The following is a 22,612-nucleotide window of genomic DNA, read 5'->3' as shown; positions in this document are numbered from 1 at the left end:
CGTCGAACAGGAGCCCGGTTCCATGGATGCCATCGACACATCGAGGACCGTACGACCACTGCCCCAGCCGAGCCTCGCGACCAAGGGCTTCTGGGCCTCCGGCGCGGACGGAAGGCTGCGCGTCTCGGAGTGTCAGGACTGCCGAACGCGGATCCATCCCCCGGTGCCGATCTGTTCGGAGTGCCGCAGTCGCAACGTCGAGCTCACTCCGGTCTCCGGTACCGGCGTCGTGGTCGCCCTCACTGTCAACGTGCAGCAGTGGTTGCCGTCCTTCCCTCCCCCGTACGTCGTCGCGATCGTCGCTCTGGACGATGACCCGCGGGCGCGCCTGACCACGAACATCGTCAACTGCGACGTCGACGAGGTGGTGATCGGAATGCGTGTGCGTGTGGTGTTCGAGGAGGCGGACGGGATCTGGATCCCGCTCTTCGAACCGGATCCCGAGGCCGGCGACGTCCTCGGCCCGGTCCCCGCGCCGGAGGACTACCGATCCCGACTGCGCCCGATGGTCTCGAACCGGAAGTTCGAGGACGACGTGGTGCTCTCCGGGGTCGGTCAGTCGAAGATCGGACGGCGCCTGATGGTGGACCCCCTCTCGCTCACCATGGACGCGTGCCTGGCCGCCATCGAGGATGCCGGCCTCTCGGTGGCCGACATCGATGGCTTGTCCACGTACCCCGGGCCGGGGCTCGAGGGCATGTCAGAGGGTGGCGTGACCGCGGTCGAGAACGCTCTGCAGCTACGGCCGACCTGGGTCAACGGTGGGAGCGAGACACCGGGGCAGACCGGTTCGATCATCGCCGCGATGCTGGCGGTCTCCGCGGGGCTGTGCAAGCACGTGTTGTGCTTCCGCACCGTCTGGCAGGCTTCGATGTCGAGCATGGAGCGCACCGGTGAGTGGCACACCCCCTCAGGTCGCGCCATGGGCATGACCGAGTTTCGCGCCCCTTTCGGTGCTGTCTCGGCCGCCAACTGGATTGCCTGTCAGGCGTCGAACTACATGCACACCTACGGTGTCGGCCGTGAGGCGATGGGCTGGCTCGCGGTGACCGAACGAGAGAACGCGTCCCACAATCCCGAAGCCGTCTACCGGGATCCGATCACGTTCGACGACTACATGTCCGCGCGGATGATCTCCACACCGTTCGGCCTCTACGACTGCGACGTGCCGGTAGACGGTGCCATCGCCGTCATCGTGTCGGCGGCCGAAACGGCCGGTGACCTCGCGCGGCCCCCCGTACGGGTCGAGGCCGTCGGCACACAGATCATGGAGCGACTGTCGTGGGACCAGGGAACCCTCACCCACATGCCCCAGGCACTGGGCCCGGCCGCCCACCTGTGGAGCCGCACCGACCTGCGGCCCGAGGATGTCGACGTCGCGTGCCTGTACGACGGATTCAGCTTCAACGCCGTGTCCTGGCTGGAGGGCCTCGGGTTCTGCGAGTTCGGGGGCGCCGCCGACTTCATGAAGGAAGGTCGAGGGATCTCGGTCGACGGACACCTGCCGATCAACCCGCACGGCGGGCAGCTCAGTGCTGGACGCCTCCACGGGTACGGGTTCGTCCGCGAGGCGATGCTTCAGCTGCGTGGCGAGGCACCAGGGCTCCAGGTGGCCGACCCGCAGGTCGCTGTAGTCACCGCCGGTGGTGGCGTCCCCTCCAGCGCGATGCTGCTGCGCCGCTTCTGAGCCAGTCTTCCCGGTGACGCGACAAAGGACCCGAGCGGCAACGCCGCTCGGGTCCTTTGTGGGGTGACGCGGTTGTGCGGCTCAGACGGGCTGGGTCAGCTCCACGAGCGGAGCGCCAAGAAGCGTTGGGCCTGACGTGTGCAGGTGGCAGGCCACCTGCGAACCATCCGGCGCCGCGAACGGTGCCGGGTCTTCGAGGCTGCAGATCTGCATGGCCAGCGGGCACCGCGTGTGGAAGCGGCAACCGGACGGCGGGTTGGCAGGCGAGGGCGGATCGCCGGCCAGCACGATGCGCTCGCGTGCTCCCCGCTCGTGGGGGTGCGCGATCGGGATCGCCGACAGGAGCGCCTTGGTGTAGGGGTGCTTGGGACGGAAGTAGACCTCGTCGGAGTCCCCCTCCTCCACGATCCGGCCGAGGTACATCACTGCGATGCGGTCGCTGACGTGGCGGACCACCGCGAGGTCGTGTGCAATGAACACGTAGGTCAGCCCGAACTCCGACTGCAGGTCCTGCAGCAGGTTGATGACGTCGGCCTGGATCGATACGTCCAGGCTGCTCACCGGTTCGTCGAGCACGATCAGCTTCGGATTCAGTGCGAGTGCCCGCGCGATGGCGATGCGCTGCAGCTGCCCACCGGAGAACTCGCGTGGGTAGCGGTGACGGTGGTCGGCCCGCAGTCGAACGACCTCGAGCAGCTCGCCCACCTTCTTCTCCCGCTCCTTGGCGGTCATGTCGGTGTGGGTGACCAACGGCTCGGACAGGCCCTCGCCAACGGTCGCCAACGGGTCGAAGGAGGAGTAGGGATCCTGAAAGACCATCTGCATCTCGCGACGCAAGGGACGCCTGCGTCGCTCAGACATTCCGGAGAGCTCCCGACCATCCAACTCCACGGTGCCACCGGTCGGGTCGATCAGCTGGATCAGCAGTCGCCCCAGTGTCGACTTGCCGGAGCCTGACTCACCGACCAGCCCCAGGGTCTGTCCCTGGATGACGTCGACGTCGACGCCGTCGACAGCCTTGACGTGCCCTGTTGTACGCCGCAGCAGGGCACTGTGGATCGGGAAGTGCTTCTTGAGGTCTCTGGCCTCTAGCAGGTTGGTCATCGCACAGACTCCAGGTTCAGCTCATCGGAGCGGACACACCGCGCCTCGTGGTTGACGTCCTGCGGCGACAGGATGATCTCGCCCACGGCGCATGCGTCGGCTGCGTACGAGCAACGGGCTCGGAAGCGGCATCCCTCGGTGACGCTGCCGGGCAGCGGCACCAGCCCCGGGATGGAGACCAGGCGTTCCTTCTGGTCTGCGGTCTGTGGCATCGACGCCAGCAGACCCGCGGTGTAGGGGTGCTTGGGGTGCGAGAACAGCTCGGCGACTGGCGCCGTCTCGACGATCTGCCCGGCGTACATCACGGCAACCCGGTCACAGATCTCGGCTACGACGCCCAGGTCGTGGGTGACGAAGATGACGCCCATGCCGATGTCCTTCTGCAAGCGTCGCAACAGGTCGATGATCTGCGCCTGCACCGTGACGTCGAGCGCGGTGGTCGGCTCGTCGGCGATGAGAAGCTTTGGCTCGTTGGCCAGTGCGATCGCAATCAGTGCACGCTGACGCATCCCGCCGGAGAACTCGTGCGGGAACTGTGCGAGGCGCTTTTGCGGATCAGGGATCCCGACCAGCTCGAGCAGCTCGACCGCTCTTGCGCGCGCCGCGGCCTTCTTGATCTTCCGGTGCAGAAGCACGGCCTCGATCAACTGGTCGCCGATGGTGAACGCCGGATTCAAGCTGGTCATCGGGTCCTGGAACACCATCGCAATGTCGTTGCCACGCACCGAGCGGAGCTCGCGGCGCGACATCTGCAGCACGTCGCGGCCGTCGAAGACGATCTCACCGGACGTGATGCGGCCGGGCGGCGACGGCAGCAACCGCATCAGTGCCAGCGAGGTGACGCTCTTCCCGGAGCCGGACTCCCCTACAAGCCCCAATATCTCGCCCTTGGCCACCGAGAGGTTGATGTCGTTGACGACGGTGGCTTGACCGTGCTCGGTGACGAACTCGACCGAAAGATTGCGAACCTCCAGCATTGCCTGCTCGGTGGCTGGCCGCGCGGGGGACGTTGACCTTGGGGCGATGGATGTGCTGATGCCCAGCTTGCCCTTCACAGCAGCCTTGCCGGTCGCGCGAGTCATGCCGACAGCGTCGCGCACCCCGTCACCGAAGGTGTTGAAGGCAAGGATCGTGACAGCCAGGACAGCGCCAGGGATGTAGACCAACCACGGGTCGGTGAACATGACCGAGCGACCTTGTTGCAACATCGCTCCCCAGCTTGCCGAGGGGGGTTGGACGCCGAAGCCCAGCATGCTCAGTCCGGCTTCCGCGAGCAGCGCAGCGCCCAGTCCGATAGTGGTGGCGACGATCAGGGGCGATGCGACGTTGGGCAGCACCCGCTTGAACAGGATCCGGTAGATCGGTGTGCCCAAGGACTGAGAAGCCTCGATGAAGGTCTCTTGGCGTACGTCCAAGGACTGTGCGCGGACCATTCGCACGAAGCCCGGAACCATCGCGACCGCAATCGCGAAGGCCGCGTTCGTGAGGCTGGGGCCGAGGATCCCCACCACCGCCAGAGCCAGGATCAGCGCCGGAAGACTGGCGATGGCATCCATCACACGCATGATCACGTTGTCGGTGCGGCCACCGTGGTATCCGGCGATGAGCCCGATCGGGACGGCGACGAGGAGCGCGATGGCGATGACCATGCCGCCCACTCCGAGCGACACCCGGGCCGCGAAGATCAGTCTGCTGAGGGTGTCGCGGCCCAGGTCGTCGGTGCCGAGGAGGTGCCCGGGACCCGGACCACTGAACGGCGGTGCGATGCCCTGCGCGCTCGGGTCGTGTGGAGCGACGAACGGCGCAAAGATGGCCGTCAACACCAAGATGACGATGTAGGCCAATGCCACCATCGCTGGGATGTCCTTGCGGAGCCTCCTTGCGTACCGTCGGAACGGAGTCAGTGTCACTTGCCCGGACACCGCTTCGGGACCCACCGTCGTCACTACCTCGACCCGAGGCTCCACGACATGATGCTCGGCCGCAGACACGTCGACCGGGTCCTGCGCCAGCGTTGAGGGTTCGTTCGTCATGACACGCGCACCTTCGGGTTGATGTATCCGTAGACGATGTCGACGGCGAGGTTGATGACGACGTAGATCAACACGAACATCAGCGCTACGCCCTGGATGGCCGGGATGTCCTGCTTGAGCAACGCTGTGATGAGGTAGGTCCCCATCCCCGGCAGGGAGAAGATCTGCTCGATGATGACGGCCCCGCCCAGCAGAGTCCCCAGCTGGAGAGCAATGACCGTGACCGTGGGCATGGCGGCGTTCTTGAGTGCGTGCTTTCCGACGACCCTGGCAGGAGAACCGCCCTTGGCCCAGGCCGTACGCACATAGTTGGACTGGAGGACGTCGATCAGGGAGGCGCGGAGCTGGCGCGCGATGGACGCTGCCGCGAACAAGCCGAGGGCCATGCCTGGCAAGATCAAGGACTTGAGCCAGGCGGAGGGCGACTCCGTGAAGTGTGTGTAGCCGACAGCGGGGAACCAGCCCGCCTTGACGGCCAGCAACTGGATCAGGATCAGGCCGATCCAGAAGTTCGGCAGGGCGATGCCAAGGCTCGTACCGGCCACGCTGACCCGGTCAAGTGCGGTGCCGGCGCGCATGCCGGCGATGGTGCCGAGCGGCAGGCCGATCACGAGCGCGATGCAGAGGGCGGTCAGCGCCAGGCTGAAGGTCACTGGCATCCGCATGACGATGTCGTCGACCACGGAGGGGCCACCAGTGGTGCCGTAGAGCGACTGGCCGAAGTCGAGTCGCACCGCGTCACCCAGCCACTCGGCATACCGGACGATCAGCGGAGAGTCGAGGTTGAGCGATTCCCGGACAGCCGCGATCCGGTCCGGCGAGGCATCTGGGCCGCCCGCGATAGTGACGGCGGGGTCCCCCGGCACCAGCCCAGTGAGCATGAACACTCCCAGGGACACCAACAACATCAAGGGCAGCAGCGCAAGCAGCCGCCGAGCGATCATGGGCAACATCAGTGCCTCCAACAGGCCGGCCTGGGCCGTCGACAGTGACGGCTGGTGTCATCCGTGGTCGGGCCACGGTTCCGGGTCGGGGTGTGCAGCCGGACTCCGGCTGCACACCCCCAGGCCGTCCCGGCGCTCGTGCGAGACGCGCCGGGACGGGCGTGGCTACTTCAGAGTCGTGCGGGCGACGTCGACGTTCAGCTGTCCGAGCGAATCCGGCGTGTAGACCAGTTCGTCTACGGTGTTCTTGTTCCAGGCGGAGTTCTCGACACCGAAGTACAGATACACCGCTGTGCCCTGCTCGATGGTGCGTTCGGTGATCTCCTTCCAAGCAGCGGCGTACTCGTCACTGTCCGACTCGAGTCCTTGGGCCTCGGCCACGACCGCGTTCAGGTCCGGGTCGTCCCAGCCGCAGACGTTTCCGACCGTCCCGGGCATGAGGGTTCGTGAGATCTTGTCGAGGCCCTTGCGGCCAGAGTTGAACAGACCGGCAGGCTGGACATGCTCGATGAAGAACTCCTCGATCAGGTTGGCGGGCTGCACCAGCTTGACCTGGATCCCAGCTTCGGCGAGCTGGGACTGCAGGACCTCGGCGGGGCGACGCATGTCCGGCGAGATGGCGATCTCGAAGCTCAGATCACTCTGGCCGGCCTCCGCGAGAAGGGCCTTCGCCTTGTCGATGTCGCGCTCGAAGAAGCCGTCCATGGCAGGGTCGTGCAGGGGGTCGCCCTCAGGGAAGTAGTCCCACATGGGGAGGCCCTGGCCCTGCGCACCGGTGTCGATCAGCGCCTGGCGATCGACAGCGTAGTTGAGCGCCTGACGGACCCGGACGTCATCGAAGGGTTCCTGGCTCTTGCAGAGCGACATCTGCGCCCACCGTGCCGAGCTCGTCACGGTGCGAGTGCCCACGCCACCGTTCTCGAGTGCCTTGAGGTTGTCCGGCACCAGCTTGGTGTCCCCACTCACCGCGTCGACCTCGTTGGAGAGAAGCAGGTTGGCCGCCGCCTGTGGCTCGCCCATGGCTACGTGTGTGTACTCGACCCGGTCCACCGAGACATCGTCGGCGTGCACGTAGTTTGGGTTCTTGACGAGGACGTACGACTGCTCCGGCGAGAAGGAGTCGACCATGAAGGGGCCAGCACCCACCGGGTTGCTGTTGAGGTTGACACCGTCGTCCACGGCCTTCTTGGAGACGATGGCCGTCTCCTGCTGAGCGAGGAGATTCATGAAGTAGCCGGCGATCGGAGTCTTGAGGTGGAGGGTGACCTCGGTCGGGCTGACGATCTCGACCTCCTCCAGCTCCTGGATCGCGACGCGCATGGCCAACTGGTTGTCAGCCTTCTTCGTACGCTCCAGACCCCACTTGACTGCCTCGGCGTCGAACGGCGACCCGTCGCTGAACTTCTGACCCTCATGGAGCTCGACACTGATGGTCTGGGGATCAACGATCTCGACTGCCTTGGCGAGGTCGGGCTCGTACGTGCCGTCCTCGTTCTCGTGCAGGAACGAGCCGTAGACCGGGCTCATCAGCTGGAACGGGTTGGGCTGCGCCGTGTCGACGGGGTCGAGCGATGTGTAGTCGGGTGCGAGGTTGGCAGCCAACCGGAGGGTGCCGTCCCCGGAGGAGGTGGCGCTAGACCCGCCTCCGCATGCGGTGAGGGCCACGAGTGCGAGTCCCGCCATGGCGGCTGTGATGCCGTACCGGCGGCGCCGCAGGCGGCGATCGGAACAGTGATTCGACATACGAACCCTCCTGAGAGGTGCTTGTGGGGCAGGCCTGTGATCTGGGCTACATCGTGCAATTATCTACCTGATATGTCGGTAAGGTAACAGGGGTCACATGTTTTCCGGAAGGGGATACGGCAAGGTCTTCGACGCTCGGACGGGCGCGGGTCGCGGCGTCCGAAATCCGGAGAGCCAAGGTCGGTCGGGTGCTGCATCGCCCGCGGATCCTGTCGACCTGCCCTTCCCGTCAGCAGGGAGTTTCGCCTCAGCCGTCGTTCGAGAGGGAACCAGATGGAGACACCGCACCAGACCGCCGCTGAGCCGGACGAGGCCGGAGAGGCGCTCGCTCGCGAGGCGGCTCTCACCGCCCGCCGGTCTCGCAACCGGATTGCCGATCGCTTGCAGGATGAGGGCGAACCGACCTTGGCCTGGCTCTACCGCAGCACCTTCGTCTAGCCCCACCGTGACAGGACCTCCAGCCCAGCCCCAACCGTCACCGGCGTTGCCATCTTCAGAATCCCAGGAGGAAGAATGACCGAGCTCTACGAGAAGGTCGCTCATCACCAGACGTGGTTGATCAGCACGCCCTACGGTCAGAGCCCTCGATTCTCGACCGCGCCCTCGGGAGTCGTCCACGCTCGAATCGACAGCGAACTGTCTACGGCTTGTGGACTGCTCGCCGTCGACTGGCGCGTCTTCTGGACGAGGCAATTCGACGTGCGAGACGAGGACGCGTGCACCCGATGCTCCACCGTCGTCGAATCGCGACCTAGTTGACCGACATGGCCCTGGGGTTCGAGTTGTATTTCGATAGCTCCGCGACCGTTGACAGCCTGACCCAGGCGTCCGCACGCATCAGCCCTGACCTCATCCGTCTCGCGGGTCCCGTCGTATACGACTGGACCTGATGGCGGACCGGCATCCGCAACCGTCGGATCATCCTGGGCGGCACGAACGGCGGTCTCAGCAACCCGACGACGCACATACGCGATGCAGTTCGCATCCCGCCCGCCGGGCTTGCGCCCCGGCACCACCTTCCTGTGAGCCGCGTTCAGCATCCAGACCCGCATCAAACCCAGCGAACTCGTCGTGGTCTTCGAACGTCCGCGTCTTCCGATGCCGACCGCGACTGCACCCGGGTGGCGACACACACCGTCAACGGCGCCTTGCTGATGTCCACCCCCCGACTCTCGTAGAGCACTTCCGATCAGCTCGCTCACCAGACCGGCGGGCCCGCCCCGGCCCGCCCGGCCGGGTGTCGCTCGGAAGGTGTCCTCGGCCGGGATTCGGACCGTCCTGCTCTCCGCGACGATCCAAGACACTCCCAAGCACCCTGCGCCCTACACCTGGACGGGCTCGCCCCGCACCGGATGTACCGGCGTTCGCCAAGCGACCCCCCGATTCTCATCCCCCAACGCAGCGACGAAGTCGCAAGCCTGCACACCTCATGCACTTCTGGAACAGTCCCTGTCGTCCGTACGAAATTCCGGACCGCAAACGTCGCCGGGAAGGCCCGACCTCATGCTGCCCATCCACGCCGTGTCGGCGCGGGTGAGGCTCTCAGAGTGGATGCCTCCCGGCGGCGTCCGGTGGTCGGCGGTGACGCTCAATAGAGGCATGGGAATCCGTCAACTGAAGCTCGAACCCCGGTCCCCAGAAGTGCATGCGCGTCGCCGACCCCCGCTGCTCCGGACCCGCAAAAGGAGACCAGCTTGTTCGCCGGCATCGACACCCACAAAGACACCCTCGCGGTCGCCGTCATCGACCCCACCGGCCGACAGTTGGCCCACCGCGAAGTCCCCAACACCGAACCCGGATTCGGTGACCTGACTCGACTCCTCGACACCCACCAGGTGACCCGGGTCGGCATCGAGGGGTCCGGCAACTTCGGTCGCGCCATCGCCGTCCACCTGGCCATCGAATGGCACCCCGGACGGGACACGGTCGTCGTCGAGGTGCCGACGCTGATGACCTCACGCGAGCGACGNGGTCGCGCCATCGCCGTCCACCTGGCCATCGAATGGCACCCCGGACGGGACACGGTCGTCGTCGAGGTGCCGACGCTGATGACCTCACGCGAGCGACGGGCCCAGCCCGGCAAGGGCAAGACCGACCCCGTCGACGCACTTGCGATCGCCAGGATCACCGCCCGCGAAACCCAGCTGCCACCGGTCCGGCTCGCCATCGGTCCCGCCGCGGACCTGCGTGCCCTCCTGGACTACCGCGACGACCTGATCGCCGAACGCACCGCCCTGGTCAACCGGGTCCACGCCGACCTGACCGGCCTGGCCCCCGGCTACCAGGCCCAGGTCACCAACCTCACCACCCGCACCCGGGTCCGCACCGTCCTTGCCCTGCTCGAGCCCGACCGCAGCGTCCGCGCCGGCCTGTGCCGACGACGACTCGAACGGGTCACCGCGATCGACACCGAAGCAGCCCAACTCAAACGTCAGATCGCCGCCCTCGTCGAAGCCAGCGGCACCACCCTCACCGACGAGTACGGCATCGGCCCGCTCGTCGCCGCCCGGTTCCTCGCCGAGGTCGTCGACGCACGCCGCTACCCCAACCGGAACACCTTCGCGGCGAGCAACGGCACCGCTCCCCTACCCGCCTCCTCAGGCAGAACCGTGCGGCATCGATTCAACCCCGGCGGCAACCGCCAGCTCAACCGTGCGCTGTACACGATCGCGATCACCCAGATCCGCGCCGACACCGAAGGTCGCGCCTACTACGACCGCAAACGAGCCGAGGGCAAGAGCAGCCGCGAAGCGATCCGCTGCCTCAAACGCCGGCTCTCCGACATCATCTACCGCACCATGCGCACCGACGCCGAGAAGGCCTCCGCATTCGCCTCACCAGCTGGCTCACCACACGCCTCACCAGTGCACCGACCACGACCAACCGTCGCCGGTGGACAACCATTGGCGGTGGGTGCGGACGACGCAAACGAGGCGCGACTAACGGCCTAAAGGCCAGCAGCACGGCAGAACTCTCAGCCTCGGATCCTGCTCTTCGCTGAGGCGTTCGCACCGCACCCACCTGCCCGGCAGGCTACTCCGGACCCCGGCCCGGAATCGACAGTGGACATAGAGGCCCACTGCCGGCCTCACCAGCGACGGTCTTCTGGGTCGTGTGATGGGTCTGCACAAGCTGACGGCCGGGGACGGGTACACGTACCTGACCCGGCAGGTCGCGGCCCACGACGCGACCGATCGTGGGCACGCCGGGTTGGCGGACTACTACTCGGAGAAGGGCGAGTCCCCCGGCCGCTGGTGGGGTGCAGGCCTGGCGGGACTTGGCATGGAGAGTGCGGCGACGGTCACCGAGGCCCAGATGAAGAACCTGTTCGGCCAGGGTCGGCACCCGGACGCCGAGCTGCTCGAGCGTGCGGCGCTCGGAGCGGGGCGTCCACCGCGAGAGGCGGCGAGGGCCGGCGGCCTGGGGCGGGCGTTCGCGGTCTACGAGGGCGCCGCCCCGTTCCAGCGGGCGGTGGCCAGACGCCTCGCCGACTACAACAGCGAGCGCGGGCAGCATTGGCAGAAGCCCGTGCCCCCCGAGGTGCGGGCCCGGATCCGTACCGCAGTGGCCGACGAGATGTTCACGACCGAGCACGGCCGGGCTCCGCTGGACGACCGTGAGCGGTCGGGCTTCCTGGCCCGGGCGTCGCGTCAGCAGACCACCGCGGTCGCCGGCTACGACCTCACCTTCACACCCGTGAAGTCGGTGTCCGTGCTGTGGGCGCTAGCCGAACGGAACATCGCGGACCAGGTCGAGGCCGCGCACCACGCCGCGGTTGAGGAGACCCTGGCCTACCTCGAACGCGAGGTGCTGTTCACCCGCCGCGGCCGGGGTGGCGTGCAGCAGGTGAAGGCGGCAGGTCTGATCGCCGCGTCGTTCACGCACCGCGACGCCCGCTCCGGGGACCCCAATCTGCACACACACGTCGCTATCAGCAACAAGACCCAGGACGCCACCGGCGCGTGGCTGGCCATCGACGGGCGAATGCTGTTCAAAGCCAACGTCACCCTCTCGGAGCGGTACAACACCCGCCTCGAGGGCGAGCTGGTCGCGCGTCTCGGCGTCCAGTTCGCACCCCGCGAAGAACAACCCGACACCGAGGGCAAGCGTGCGGTCCGCGAAGTCGTGGGCGTCGACCCGCGGCTATCGCACGCGTGGTCGAGCCGGTCCATCGCGATCGAGGGACGCCGCCGCGAGCTCGCGCTCGACTTCCAGGCCAAGCACGGCCGGCCCCCGACCGCGGTGGAGTCCTATGCCCTGGCCCAGCAGGCCACCCTCGAGACCCGACAGGCCAAACACGCCCCGCGCAGCGAGGACGACCAGCGCGCCGTCTGGCACGCCGAGGCGGTCAGGGTCCTCGGCTCCCCCGCCCAGATCGACCGGATGGTCGAGGTCGCTGTCGGCCACCGCACCGCCCACCAGCGCGTCACCGGCACGTGGGTGCGGCAGGTCGCCGAGCAGGTCGTCGACACCGTGCAGGCCGAGCGCGCCACCTGGCAGGTGTGGCACCTGCGCGCCGAGGCCCACCGACGCATCCGAGCCGCGGGCATCGACCTCAGCGACGTCGACCGCGCCGCCGAACGGATCGTCGACCGCGCCATCACACACCACTCGATCGCGTTCACCGACCCCGACCCCCTCACCCGCCCCTACCCCAGCCCAGCCCCCTCACCAGCACCGTCAGTTCCGCCGGCACTGACCCGCGACGACGGCGAGTCGGTCTACACCGTCCACGCCTCCCAGCGGCTCACGTCCCAGACGATCATGGAGGCTGAACAGCGCCTTGTGGCGACCGCACGGCCCCCCGCGCACGGCCGCGGCGGACGCCGGATCAGCGACGTCCGCGTCGGCATCGCCCTGGCCCACGCCGCCACCACCGGAACCGTCCTCAACGCGGCCCAGACGGCCCTCGTGCGGGAGCTGGCAACCTCAGGGCACCGGCTGCAGCTCGCGCTCGCACCCGCCGGGACCGGGAAGACCACCGCCCTGCGAGTCCTGGCCGCGGTGTGGCGCGGCGGCGGCGGCACCGTCGTCGGGCTCGCCCCCTCCGCCGTTGCCGCCCGCGAGCTGCGCGACGCCCTCAACCCCGACGACGCATCCGCCAGTCCGTGCGACACCCTCAGCAAACTGGTGTGGTCCCTCGACGCCGCCCACCAACCGCCCGCCTGGGTGGCCGGTATCGGCCCCCGGACGCTGGTGATCATCGACGAGGCCGGCATGGCCTCCACCCCCGACCTCGACCAGGTGGTCGCGTACATCATCGGACGCGGCGGCAGCGTCCGCCTCGTCGGCGACGATCGGCAGCTCGCGTCCGTCGCCGCCGGCGGGGTGCTCCGCGACATCGCCACCACCGTCGGGGCAGTCACCCTCACCGAGGTGGTCCGGTTCACGAATCCCGACGGGAGCCGCAACCACGCCGAGGCCGCCGCCACCCTCGCCGTCCGCGACGGCGACCCCGCCGCGCTCGGCTACTACGCCGACCACCGTCGGATCCACGTCGGCGACCTCGCCAGCGCGACCGACCAGGCCTACCGCGCCTGGGCCGCCGACCGCGCCGCCGGCCACGACAGCCTCCTCCTCGCGCCCACCCGCGAACTCGTCGCCGAGCTCAACACCCGCGCCCGCACCGACCGCCTCGCCACGGCCCCTTCCGACGACCCGACCATCGGTCACTCCCCCGCCGATTCCCCGAAGGAACCCCGCGACAAGGAGTCCGCGCTCCGCCTCGCCGACGGCACCCTCGCCTCCGCCGGCGACACCATCGTCACCCGCCGCAACGACCGCACCCTGCGGATCAGCCCCACCGACTGGGTCAAGAACGGGGACCGGTGGACCATCCGCGCGGTCCACCCCGACGGATCGCTCACCGTCATCCACCACAAGCTGCGCCACACCCTGAGGCTCCCGCGGGACTACGTCGCGGCCGGACACGTCCGGCTCGGTTACGCCACCACCATCCACGGCGCCCAAGGCACCACCGTCGACACCACCCACACCGTCCTGACCGGCGAGGAGGACCGCAGGCTCCTGTACGTCGCGCTGTCCCGCGGCCGCACCAGCAACCACCTCTACCTCAACGTCGGCACCGACGGCGACCCCCACACCCTGATCCGCCCCGACGCCGTCCTGCCGCCCACCGCCCTCGAGCGGATCGCCGGCGTCCTGGCCCGCGACGAGGCACCGGTCTCGGCGAGCACCACGCTCGCCACCCACACCGGCGTTGCTGCCCAACTGCGTGACGCGGCCGCCCGCTACCTCGACGCTGTCACCTTCGCAGCCGAGCAGACCCTCGGCGAGTCCGCGCTGCAGCACCTGAACGAGGTCGCCGACACGCTCGTCGTGGACCTCACCGAGGCTCCCGCCTGGCCCACCCTGCGCTCCCACCTCGCCCTGCGCTCCCTCGACGGACACGACCCCACCCACCTGCTGCGCAACGCGCTCCAGAAGGGGGGTCTGCGCGACGCCGTCGACCCCGCTGCGGTCCTCGACACCCGCCTCGACACGGGGCTGGCCTCCGGGCCCCTGCCGTGGCTCCCCGCCATCCCCCACGCCCTGGCCACCGACCCGGACTGGGGCCCGTACCTCACCGCCCGCAGCGCCCGCGTCGTCGACCTCACCCACCTGCTCGGCCGCGACGCCACGGCGTGGACCCCGGCCACCGCACCCGACTGGGCGCAGCCCCTCCTGGATCCCGACACCGAGTCGCTGCGGACCGCGCTCGCCATCTGGCGGGCCGTTCACGACGTCCCCGACACCGACCTACGTCCCACCGGCCACCCCCAGGTCGGCGCCCCCGGCGACCACCAGGCCGGTCTCGACCGTGCCGTCCGGGCCACCAGACCGACGTACCCGTACCGCCAACGGAGCTGGTACCAGAGCCTCCCCGACGGGGTCACCCGCGACCCGTGGAACGCAACGCTGTGCCAGCGCCTTTCCCGCCTCGATCGGGCGGGGCTCCCTCTCGACGCCCTGCTACGCGACGCCCTCGCCGCATCGCCGCTGCCAGACGGTCACCCCGCTGCCGCGCTCTGGTGGCGCCTCCTCCCCCACCTCGGCCCCGCCACCCTGCACGGCGGCCACCGCTCCACCGACCTGCTGCGCCCCGACTGGCTGCCCACCCTCACCCGCCACGTACCGGGAGACCTGGGCCGGAGTCTGCCCGACACCCCCGCGTGGCCCGCCCTAGTCGCCGCCATCGACGAAGCCAGCACCCGCCACCACTGGACCCCGGATGCCCTCCTCCGAAGTGCCCTTCACCCCTTGCTCACCGACCTCCCCGCCCACGAGTTCGCCGATGCTCTCGTCTTCCGCATCGCTACCCTCACCGACCCACCCGAGGAACCCGACGACCCGGAGCCGCCACTGCTCGAACGCGACGACCCCGCGTGCACCGCGTCCGTCGACCGACGCGACCCCGAGGTAGGCAGCGCGCGGACAACAGCGTCGAAAGGCCGACCCGACCTCGCCGCCACGCCACCTGGTGACACGCAGCACCTGGCACCGCTGAAGTGGCCACCGGACATACACCCGTTCACGCGATCTCGGGTAGTGCAGCTCTACGAGGCCGCCGTCGACTACTACTCCCGCTGCTATCCGAAGTCGTGGGCGCCCGCCTACCTGCGCGACCGACTCCGCACCGACCTCGCCGACCACCCGCACCTGATGGTCGGGTACGCACCCCCCGGCCCCACCAGCCTGCTCCGGCACCTGACCGCCAACCTAGGGGCCACACCCGATGAGCTCGAAGCCGCGGGACTGGCCAGACGCCACGAGGGCGGGCACTTCGTCGACGTCTTCCGCGACCGCGTCGTGTTTCCCATCCGCGACAGCCACGGTGGCCCGATTGCCTTCGTCGGGCGACGGAACCCCCGCAAGGGCGACCATGACCACGCCGGCCCGAAGTACCTCAACACCCGCACCACGCCGGCGTTCACCAAGGGCCACGCGCTGTTCGGGCTCGCCGAAAACATCAGCGCACTCGAGTCCGGAGCACTCCCGGTGCTCGTTGAAGGACCCCTCGACGCCCTCGCCCTCACCCTCTCCAGCGACGGCGCCGCCATCGGGATCACCGCCCTCGGCACGGCACTGACCGCGCACCAGCTCGGCCTGCTCCGCCCCTACTACCGGGACGACCCCACCCACATCACCCTCGCCACCGATGCCGACCACGCCGGCTGGACCGCCGCACGACGCGCCTACTGGCACCTCACGACCCGGGGTGCCGACCCCACCTACCTGACACTTCCGCCGGGCCTCGACCCCGCCCAGCTCCTCCAGCAGCACGGACCCGCGCATCTCCAGCACGCCATCGCGGATCGGCGGCCTCTCGCTGAGGTTATGGTCGACCAGCTCCTGCTCGACCACCCCGACTGGAGCAACCCCGCCACCCGGCTCACCCTCACCCGCGAGACCGGACGCATCATCTCGGCCCGCCCGCCGCTGGCCTGGCCCCCCGCCATCGACCGAGTCACCCAGCGCCTGCACCTCTCCCATGGCATCCTGCATCTCGAAGTACTCGACCAGAACGAGGCACGGCTCAAAGATCCGGACGCCTATCTAGCCGATCGCCTCGCTGACATCCGAGGCGCGCTGCAGACACGCCCCACAGCCGCTACAGCGTCCGCCGCTCGACTCCTTCCCGTCCTGGCCAGCCACTCAGGAACGGACAGAACTACGTCCGAACCGCTGCCTACGTTCGGGCCGCCCATTCCCTAAAGCTCCCCAAGCGCAGGCCCTACTAGGCCACACGATTGCCAGTGCGGCGAGCGAGTTGAGTCCAGCAGAGTGGTGTACGACGTGGTGACGGCCCGGGCGTAGACGCTGGCGCGGTCACCGCGTGATTCTTCGAGGAATCTCCTACAACCCACTCGAAGAGAGGCACAGCGATGACCGCTGGTCCCAGTATCGACCCCACCGAGTTCCTGCACGAGCACCTGGCACAGGCCAGTCCCGACCTGCTGCGTGAGCTGATGCAGGGCTTCATCAACACGCTGCTGTCCGCCGACGCTGACAGCGTCTGCGGTGCCGCCTACGGCACCCGTGACCCCGAGCGGTCCAACCGCCGCAACGGCTACCGGCACCGCGACCTCGACACCCGCATCGGAACCCTCGACGTCGCGATCCCCAAGCTCCGCGAGGGCTCCTACTTCCCCGAGTGGCTCCTCGAGCGACGCCGCCGTGCCGAAGCCGCGCTCACCTCGGTGGTCGCGACCTGCTACCTGCTCGGTGTCTCGACTCGACGCATGGACCGGCTCGTGCAGTCGCTGGGCATCACCGGGCTCTCGAAGTCCCAGGTCAGTGTGATGGCACGCGATCTCGACGAGCTGGTCCGCGACTTCCGCGAACGGCCCCTCGACGCCGGCCCGTACACGTTCGTGGCCGCGGACGCGTTGACGATGAAGGTCCGCGAAGGCGGGCGGGTCATCAAGATCGCGGTCATGGTCGCCACCGGCGTCAACGCCGACGGGTTCCGCGAGATCCTCGGCGTCGCCACCTCCACCGCCGAATCCGGTGCCGGGTGGAACACCTTCTTCAAGGACCTCGTCGCCCGCGGTCTCAACGGCGTCGCGCTGGTCACCTCCGATGCGCACGCCGGACTGGTCGACGCGATCGGGGCCGCACTGCCCGGAGCATCGTGGCAACGGTGCCGCACCCACTACACGTTCAACCTGATGTCGATCTGTCCCAAGCACGCCTGGGGCGGCGTCAAAGCGATGCTGCACAGCGTGTTCGACCAGATCGACGCCGACGCCGTGCAGCACCAGTACGACAAGCTGCTGGACCAGATCGAGACGTCCCTGCCCGAGGTCCACGCCCACCTCGACGAACACCGCGCCGACGTCCTCGCGTTCACCGCCTTCCCGAAAGCCGTGTGGCGTCAGATCTGGTCCAACAACCCCAACGAACGCCTCAACCGCGAGATCCGCCGTCGCACCGACGTCGTCGGGATCTTCCCCGACCGCAACTCCATCATCCGCCTCGTCGGCGCAGTCCTGGCCGAGCAGAACGACGAATGGGCAGACGGACGCCGCTACCTCGGACTCGACGTCCTCGCCAAGAGCCGACTCACCCTCATCACCACCGACCAGACCGAGGAGGACACCAACACCGCCGGCGCGATCAGCGCCTGAACACCATCAACGACGAATCACCGTCGTACACCACCCCACGGGACTTGACCGGCGAGCGTCCCGAAGGCGGCGGAGTGACCGTCCCTATCGTCTTGCAACGCCACGTCGCGCCGACGGACAACCCAGCGCCGAGTAGCGGGCCGGATCAGCCGCGACGACCAAACCGTTGGTACGCGTTGCTCCTGGTCGTCCCGAGGGCCACAGCGATGTCCCCCCATGAGGTGCCCGCCTCCCGGGCAACCTCCACTGCTGTGCGGAGCTCGATCTCTGCGTCGACGACGCCCTGTTTCGCGGCCATCAAGCGCTTGAGGGTTCGAATGTCGCCCACTTCATTCAAGCGCAGGAGGTCAATCCCGCGGACTTCGTCCATTCGCGTCACGTCATCCATCGCAGTCATCGTCGAGCACATGGCCCACATCGGGCACGGGTTGTCGGTCCTCGGCAAACTAATTGGGAACCGGGTCTCAAGATCCGCCGTCTCCAGAACGCGACCCTCTCTGTGCTGGGGCGCCCCATGCCATGCGGGTCCACACGGGGTTCGACTCCCGCCGGTCACCTCGGGAGAGTTCCTGGAACTTCTGTGCGGGACGACAGGCCGATCGGTTGACGATTGGATTAGGAACGCCGCACGGCGGACCGTCCGCTATCACGGGCGCAGGAGGCAACTGACGGGGATGCCTGTGTGCAGCAGTGTCCCTCGCCAGTCCCCAATTTCGGGATCGCCAACCAGAGCGCCCTCTGACCACCAAAACGGCACCCTGGGCTGTTGCCAGTTGCGTTAAACGCCCTCTGTCATGTCCATGGAGTGAGCGGAGTCACAACAAATGACCGATGAGTACGCCATACCGTTCGGGGACTACCGACCAACCGCCAGCACAGCCCACCGCCCGGCCCCGCCGGAACGGGAAACCGCGCTCAGACATTCACGAGATCGAGGTCGTCATGCCAACCGAGGAACTCATCATTCACTCGGCCCGGCCCCTGCACCCGCTCCTAACCGCAGTCGAGCATGCCGGTGGGAGCGCCTTCCTCCTCGAACGGGGCGGGCGTCGGGCGCGGCTCGCACGACTCGTTCTGCCCGACGACCCCGAGCGCGCCGCGAGATGCCGCGAACTGATCGATGACTGGTCGACAGCAGGAGCATGGCCACTGGGACATCCACGACATCGTTTCGACCAGGAGCGTGTCTCGTGACGCCAAGGCGCTTCCTGGTCGTGGACGACACTGACGATCTCCGCGCCCTGATGGTTCGCATGGTCGAACGAGCCGGGCACGTGGCCGAGGAAGCCACGGACGGAACGGAGGCAGTCGAGTTGCTGACCGCACATCGCTATGACGTGATGCTGCTCGACCTCGCGATGCCCCGAATGAGTGGCGTCGAAGTGGTCTCCTGGCTCAACGCGAACCCAGACCGAGCAGAAGGCCTGCATACCGTGGTGGTAAGCGCGTGGACGGGCGAATCACGCGCCACCCTGCAAGAACTCGGCGTCGCGTCGTTCCTGACGAAACCCTTTCGTCTACACCAGCTCGCCGAGTTGATCGCTGACCTCACAGTCCAGGACCGATACCGCTTGACCGACAACCGATAGACGGATGCATCACGCAGGCCGGCACTACCTCGACAAAAGTAGTAGCTGCGGGGCCGACGAAGTGCCGGAGTGCCGCGCCGCCACTTCGTAAGTCAGACAGAGACACCCGGAGCGCCACTCGCCGCCATGTGAAGGCGTCCGTCACCCCGGCTCGGGCGTCGACTCCGTGAGAGCTCTGCGCCTTCACCGAGTCGCGGAGTAGGCATCGAGGACGCTCTTCGGCAGCCGACCACGATCCGACACCTGATGACCGTTCTCCTTGGCCCACGCCCGCACGGCAGCCAGTTCGGATGCGTCGCTCGCAGACTTGGTCCGAGTTGAACGACCGGACCTTGCGGATCGCCCAGACACTTTGCGTCCTGCCTCGACGTACGGCCGGAGGACCTTCTCGAGAGCCTTGCGGTTCTTCGAACTGAGGTCGATCGAGTACTCGGTCCCTTCAAATCCGAACCGGACCTCGCTTGCATTTGCAGACCCATCGAGATCGTCGCTGATCTGCACAATCGTGGTTCTTGCCATAGTAAGGATGGTCGCGCCTCGAATCGCGAAAGTCCAACTCCACATCGATCTGAGACAGCTCGGCATCCACGATGGTCCCTTACCGATTTGGAGTTGCCATTCGCTCTTCGAGTGCTTGTCATGATCACCGGGCGGTCACCAAGCAAGTCCACACATACGGCGGATTGACCCACTTCATTGGGCGTGCGCCTGCCACTGGCAGAGGGAATCGCGACGTTTGCTCATCGGTTCCGATGCCGCCGAGGAACCGCGACGGAAGTTGGTCGACACGTGTCACGCCCGAAACGCGAGCCATCGAGCCTCTGCGACCGGCACCTCGACGGCCGTAGGCTGACCAAACTCGCGCGGCACGGAGTCACACCACGCGTTTGGTCGTTCGCCGTCGAAACCCCCTGACTGGGATGCCCGCGGTGCTGGGTCTAACATCGACGGCGCCGGTCCGTCGCGTCAACATTCCCCCGTGTGTGCCGCGGCGGGCCGGTCTCGCATTGCGTCATACAAGAACAAGGCGCCGCCCACATGACCCCAGTACACCTGGGCGACGCCCGACAACTGTGAGCATGCCACCCGGCTGCCCCATGATGCGAGAGCGGCTCCGAGACAGGTGACAACCCCCAAATTTCGAGCGTCGTTGGTCATTCGCACCCACAGCGATCCGTCCTCACCCTAGGCTCCGGATGGCCTCCTGGGAGGGAGTCCGCACTGCCCCCTCCCAGCGGATCACGACTAGCGAGCGCGGGTGGCTTCGGCCCGACCCGCGCCCCGGCCAGCAACGTGAGCACAACCACCGCGGCGTCGGAGCCCACCCCATGGGGCTCCGACGCCGCGGCCCGGTTTGCATGCCCGGTACTGGCTTGGTGTCCGACTCATGCCCCCTGACAGTGGGACCTCAATGCCCGTCAGAAGGTGTGTGCCTTGAGTCATCAGGATGCGATCGAATCGGCGTCCCGTCCTTCGCTCCATGACAGGACGGGGCGTTGCCGGTCGCGGGCGAGGCCCGACGGATCAGGTAGACCGTGACGGTGCTGCTAGATACCCGATGGAGGAGGCGCTGCTCCGCCGGCGCACCCGCCCCCTCTCGGTGCGTTCAGCCAGCGACACCACTCGTGAATTGTGCGCCGGCACGGTGGCTCGGGTCGCCGAGATCACACCACGCCCAGGCCTGCCCTCGGCTACGCTGGGCCCGCCCTTTGGGGCTACGCGTGTCCTCTTGTCTCGGTACAGGCCGGACGCGCAAAGGTTGGCGAGTGTGGGTGGCGACAGCCCGACCCGCACCCTGGCCAAGAGCGTGGTATCACCTCGCCGCGTCGGCGGAGCCATGGCGATGGCTCCGTCGACGGGGCCCACGTGTCCGCGCCAGATACGACCGCCGTCCCCCCTCTTGGGTTCGCATCACGGACGCAGTATCTTTTCTTCGCTTCAGCCAAGAGGCGTCCGTGTTGCCAGCGTGTGGCTCACCCCGAGAGGTGTCGTCCATGACCATCCGCGTAGCGATCGTGAACGACGAAGAACTCGTGATGCGCGGCCTCGCCGCCATGCTCAATCCGCGCGACGAGTTCGACCTCGTCCCCGACCTGGCGGCCCGGCCCGCGGTCGACATTGTCCTGTTCGACCCGCTCGTATCGGGCCCACGCGACCGCACGCTCGAGGGCCTCGTGGCAGACCCGCACATCGCCCATGTCGTCGTCTACACCTGGAACTTCCAACCCTGGTCGGCCGGCGAGTGGATCCGCCAGGGAGCCACCGGCTACCTGTCCAAGGGACTCCCCTCGGCGACCCTGGTGGAGGCACTGAGAGCGATCAACGCCGGACGCGTCATCGTCGCGCCCGGTCGTCATGGCGCAGCCCTGTCATCGGACTGGGCCGGTCAGGACCAGGGCCTCACCGAGCGCGAGGCCCAGGTGCTCTCCCTCATCGCCTCCGGGATGACCAACCTCGAGGTGGCCGAACACATCAACTTGTCGGTGAACTCGGTGAAGTCCTACATCAGGTCCTGCTACCGCAAGATCGACGTCGACAGCCGATCCCAGGCCGTGTTGTGGGCAGTGGCGCACGGACTCGGTGGCGGGCATCACGTAGTCCCCCTACCTGCTTCCGCATCGGCTTAAGGGGCACCCCGAGTCTGGGCGACCCGAACTGAAGTCACCTCACTTGGTCGAGACCCGGGGGCTCAGCTCCGACCGCCGATGTACGGCTCGACGAGAGCGATGGCGACCCCCCTGGGAGCGCGCGCCGTAGGGTCAGTGCCCGGCGTCAGGCTCCGCCGTTCTCTCCCCCGAGCGAGCCAGGATCGCCCTCGATAACTTGATGATTCGACCTTGCCCCTCGACAGGGTGAGCGGCCGCAGTGAGGTCCGATGCGTTTCGCAGGGCACCGACGGCGCTAACACCAACCGCGACGGCGCGCCTGCACGCGGCGATAAGACGCACCTGCGTGTCAGCCAGGTCGCGGATGATGAGAACGTCCGTCGTGCTGCGGGCCCACCTACTTGGTGTTTGCCTCGGACACGAGTTCTTGTGCAACGGCGCGGAGTTTGATGTTCGTATGCGACGAGGCCCGGACCAGGAAGGCGAACGCGCGGTCTTCGTTCATCTCGTAGCGCTCCATGAGAATGCCGATAGCCGCCCCGATGGTCTTGCGCGTCTGCAAACCCTCCTTGAAGGCCTCGCGCTCCTGGGCATGCCCCAGGGCAATGGCTGCATGGGTGGCGAACAGCCGAGCGAGGACTTGAGCGTCGTCGCTMACGTCATCGGAGCTCGTGGAGTAGAAGTTGATACCGCCCAASGTGCCCTCGCCCAGGTACAGCTTGACCGCCATCTGCGACCGCACGCCCGCAGCCCGCGCTTAACGGGCCAGGAGGGCC

General features: G+C 67.7%; 14 protein-coding genes and 1 pseudogene. 8 read left to right on the top strand and 7 right to left on the bottom strand.

Annotation, left to right across the window (positions count from 1 at the left end):
- Positions 1-22: 22 nt before the first annotated feature.
- Positions 23-1,687, top strand: coding sequence for a thiolase C-terminal domain-containing protein (locus tag ASG88_RS21500; RefSeq protein WP_056889516.1), 1,665 nt, complete (start codon positions 23-25; stop codon positions 1,685-1,687).
- Positions 1,688-1,768: 81 nt separating this feature from the next.
- Here ASG88_RS21500 and ASG88_RS21495 read toward each other — a convergent pair whose 3' ends face one another.
- The 4 genes from ASG88_RS21495 to ASG88_RS21480 form a co-directional block, all read right to left on the bottom strand.
- A complete protein-coding gene (locus tag ASG88_RS21495; protein WP_056889515.1) occupies positions 1,769-2,791 on the bottom strand; it encodes an ABC transporter ATP-binding protein in 1,023 nt (340 codons plus the stop codon).
- Positions 2,788-4,824 (bottom strand): dipeptide/oligopeptide/nickel ABC transporter permease/ATP-binding protein, encoded by a 2,037-nt coding sequence (locus ASG88_RS24155; protein ID WP_056889514.1) that lies wholly within the window; start codon positions 4,822-4,824, stop codon positions 2,788-2,790. The genes ASG88_RS21495 and ASG88_RS24155 overlap by 4 nt, the downstream gene beginning before the upstream one ends.
- Positions 4,821-5,777: an ABC transporter permease gene (locus ASG88_RS21485; protein WP_056889513.1), complete on the bottom strand. Its 957-nt coding sequence runs from the start codon at positions 5,775-5,777 to the stop codon at positions 4,821-4,823. The genes ASG88_RS24155 and ASG88_RS21485 overlap by 4 nt, the downstream gene beginning before the upstream one ends.
- A 156-nt stretch (positions 5,778-5,933) precedes the next feature.
- Positions 5,934-7,295 (bottom strand): ABC transporter substrate-binding protein, encoded by a 1,362-nt coding sequence (locus tag ASG88_RS21480; protein WP_162259886.1) that lies wholly within the window; start codon positions 7,293-7,295, stop codon positions 5,934-5,936.
- A 489-nt stretch (positions 7,296-7,784) separates the two neighbouring features.
- Between ASG88_RS21480 and ASG88_RS23260 the strand changes: the two genes are divergently transcribed.
- The 5 genes and pseudogenes from ASG88_RS23260 (at position 7,785) to ASG88_RS21460 (ending at position 17,641) form a co-directional block, all read left to right on the top strand.
- Positions 7,785-7,949, top strand: coding sequence for a hypothetical protein (locus tag ASG88_RS23260; RefSeq protein WP_157559889.1), 165 nt, complete (start codon positions 7,785-7,787; stop codon positions 7,947-7,949).
- Between the two features lie 1,256 nt (positions 7,950-9,205).
- Positions 9,206-9,480: pseudogene (locus ASG88_RS24270) on the top strand (IS110 family transposase); the annotation flags it as partial.
- A 1-nt stretch (position 9,481) separates the two neighbouring features.
- On the top strand, positions 9,482-10,462 hold a 981-nt coding region (locus ASG88_RS21470; protein WP_235534958.1), incomplete at its 5' end, for an IS110 family transposase.
- Between the two features lie 166 nt (positions 10,463-10,628).
- Complete coding sequence (gene mobF, locus ASG88_RS21465; RefSeq protein WP_056889509.1) at positions 10,629-16,226, top strand: MobF family relaxase; 5,598 nt, start codon at positions 10,629-10,631, stop codon at positions 16,224-16,226.
- 170 nt (positions 16,227-16,396) lie between these two features.
- Positions 16,397-17,641 (top strand): IS256 family transposase, encoded by a 1,245-nt coding sequence (locus ASG88_RS21460; protein ID WP_056889508.1) that lies wholly within the window; start codon positions 16,397-16,399, stop codon positions 17,639-17,641.
- A 145-nt stretch (positions 17,642-17,786) separates the two neighbouring features.
- Here the strand turns inward: ASG88_RS21460 and ASG88_RS21455 are convergent, their stop codons facing one another.
- Positions 17,787-18,029, bottom strand: coding sequence for a hypothetical protein (locus ASG88_RS21455; protein ID WP_157559888.1), 243 nt, complete (start codon positions 18,027-18,029; stop codon positions 17,787-17,789).
- An 826-nt stretch (positions 18,030-18,855) separates the two neighbouring features.
- On the opposite strand from ASG88_RS21455, the gene ASG88_RS21450 reads away from it, so the two are divergent.
- Positions 18,856-19,230 (top strand): response regulator, encoded by a 375-nt coding sequence (locus tag ASG88_RS21450; protein ID WP_321163842.1) that lies wholly within the window; start codon positions 18,856-18,858, stop codon positions 19,228-19,230.
- Positions 19,231-19,413: 183 nt separating this feature from the next.
- Here the strand turns inward: ASG88_RS21450 and ASG88_RS22815 are convergent, their stop codons facing one another.
- The gene (locus ASG88_RS22815) at positions 19,414-19,749 is read right to left on the bottom strand and encodes a histone-like nucleoid-structuring protein Lsr2 (protein ID WP_082600920.1); all 336 of its coding nucleotides are present in this window, start codon (positions 19,747-19,749) and stop codon (positions 19,414-19,416) included.
- A 1,475-nt stretch (positions 19,750-21,224) separates the two neighbouring features.
- On the opposite strand from ASG88_RS22815, the gene ASG88_RS21445 reads away from it, so the two are divergent.
- A complete protein-coding gene (locus ASG88_RS21445) occupies positions 21,225-21,857 on the top strand; it encodes a response regulator transcription factor (RefSeq protein ID WP_056889505.1) in 633 nt (210 codons plus the stop codon).
- Positions 21,858-22,233: 376 nt separating this feature from the next.
- Here the strand turns inward: ASG88_RS21445 and ASG88_RS21440 are convergent, their stop codons facing one another.
- Entirely contained in the window at positions 22,234-22,566 is a 333-nt protein-coding gene (locus ASG88_RS21440; RefSeq protein ID WP_157559887.1) for an ANTAR domain-containing protein, read from the bottom strand.
- Between the last annotated feature and the right edge of the window lie 46 nt (positions 22,567-22,612).

The organism is Nocardioides sp. Soil777 (genome assembly GCF_001428425.1).
Classification (GTDB): Bacteria; Actinomycetota; Actinomycetes; order Propionibacteriales; family Nocardioidaceae; genus Nocardioides; species Nocardioides terrigena.
Note: the sequence above shows the minus strand (reverse complement) of the source record. Positions and strands in the feature narration are given on the sequence as shown.

What these genes read in the sequence shown, in the direction of transcription:
- ASG88_RS21500 (WP_056889516.1), top strand. Translation starts at nt 23, where the DNA reads ATGGATGCCATCGACACATCGAGGACCGTACGACCACTGCCCCAGCCG.
- ASG88_RS21495 (WP_056889515.1), bottom strand. Translation starts at nt 2,791, where the DNA reads ATGACCAACCTGCTAGAGGCCAGAGACCTCAAGAAGCACTTCCCGATC.
- ASG88_RS24155 (WP_056889514.1), bottom strand. Translation starts at nt 4,824, where the DNA reads ATGACGAACGAACCCTCAACGCTGGCGCAGGACCCGGTCGACGTGTCT.
- ASG88_RS21485 (WP_056889513.1), bottom strand. Translation starts at nt 5,777, where the DNA reads ATGTTGCCCATGATCGCTCGGCGGCTGCTTGCGCTGCTGCCCTTGATG.
- ASG88_RS21480 (WP_162259886.1), bottom strand. Translation starts at nt 7,295, where the DNA reads ATGAGCCCGGTCTACGGCTCGTTCCTGCACGAGAACGAGGACGGCACG.
- ASG88_RS23260 (WP_157559889.1), top strand. Translation starts at nt 7,785, where the DNA reads ATGGAGACACCGCACCAGACCGCCGCTGAGCCGGACGAGGCCGGAGAG.
- mobF (WP_056889509.1), top strand. Translation starts at nt 10,629, where the DNA reads ATGGGTCTGCACAAGCTGACGGCCGGGGACGGGTACACGTACCTGACC.
- ASG88_RS21460 (WP_056889508.1), top strand. Translation starts at nt 16,397, where the DNA reads ATGACCGCTGGTCCCAGTATCGACCCCACCGAGTTCCTGCACGAGCAC.
- ASG88_RS21455 (WP_157559888.1), bottom strand. Translation starts at nt 18,029, where the DNA reads ATGGATGACGTGACGCGAATGGACGAAGTCCGCGGGATTGACCTCCTG.
- ASG88_RS22815 (WP_082600920.1), bottom strand. Translation starts at nt 19,749, where the DNA reads ATGGCAAGAACCACGATTGTGCAGATCAGCGACGATCTCGATGGGTCT.
- ASG88_RS21445 (WP_056889505.1), top strand. Translation starts at nt 21,225, where the DNA reads ATGACCATCCGCGTAGCGATCGTGAACGACGAAGAACTCGTGATGCGC.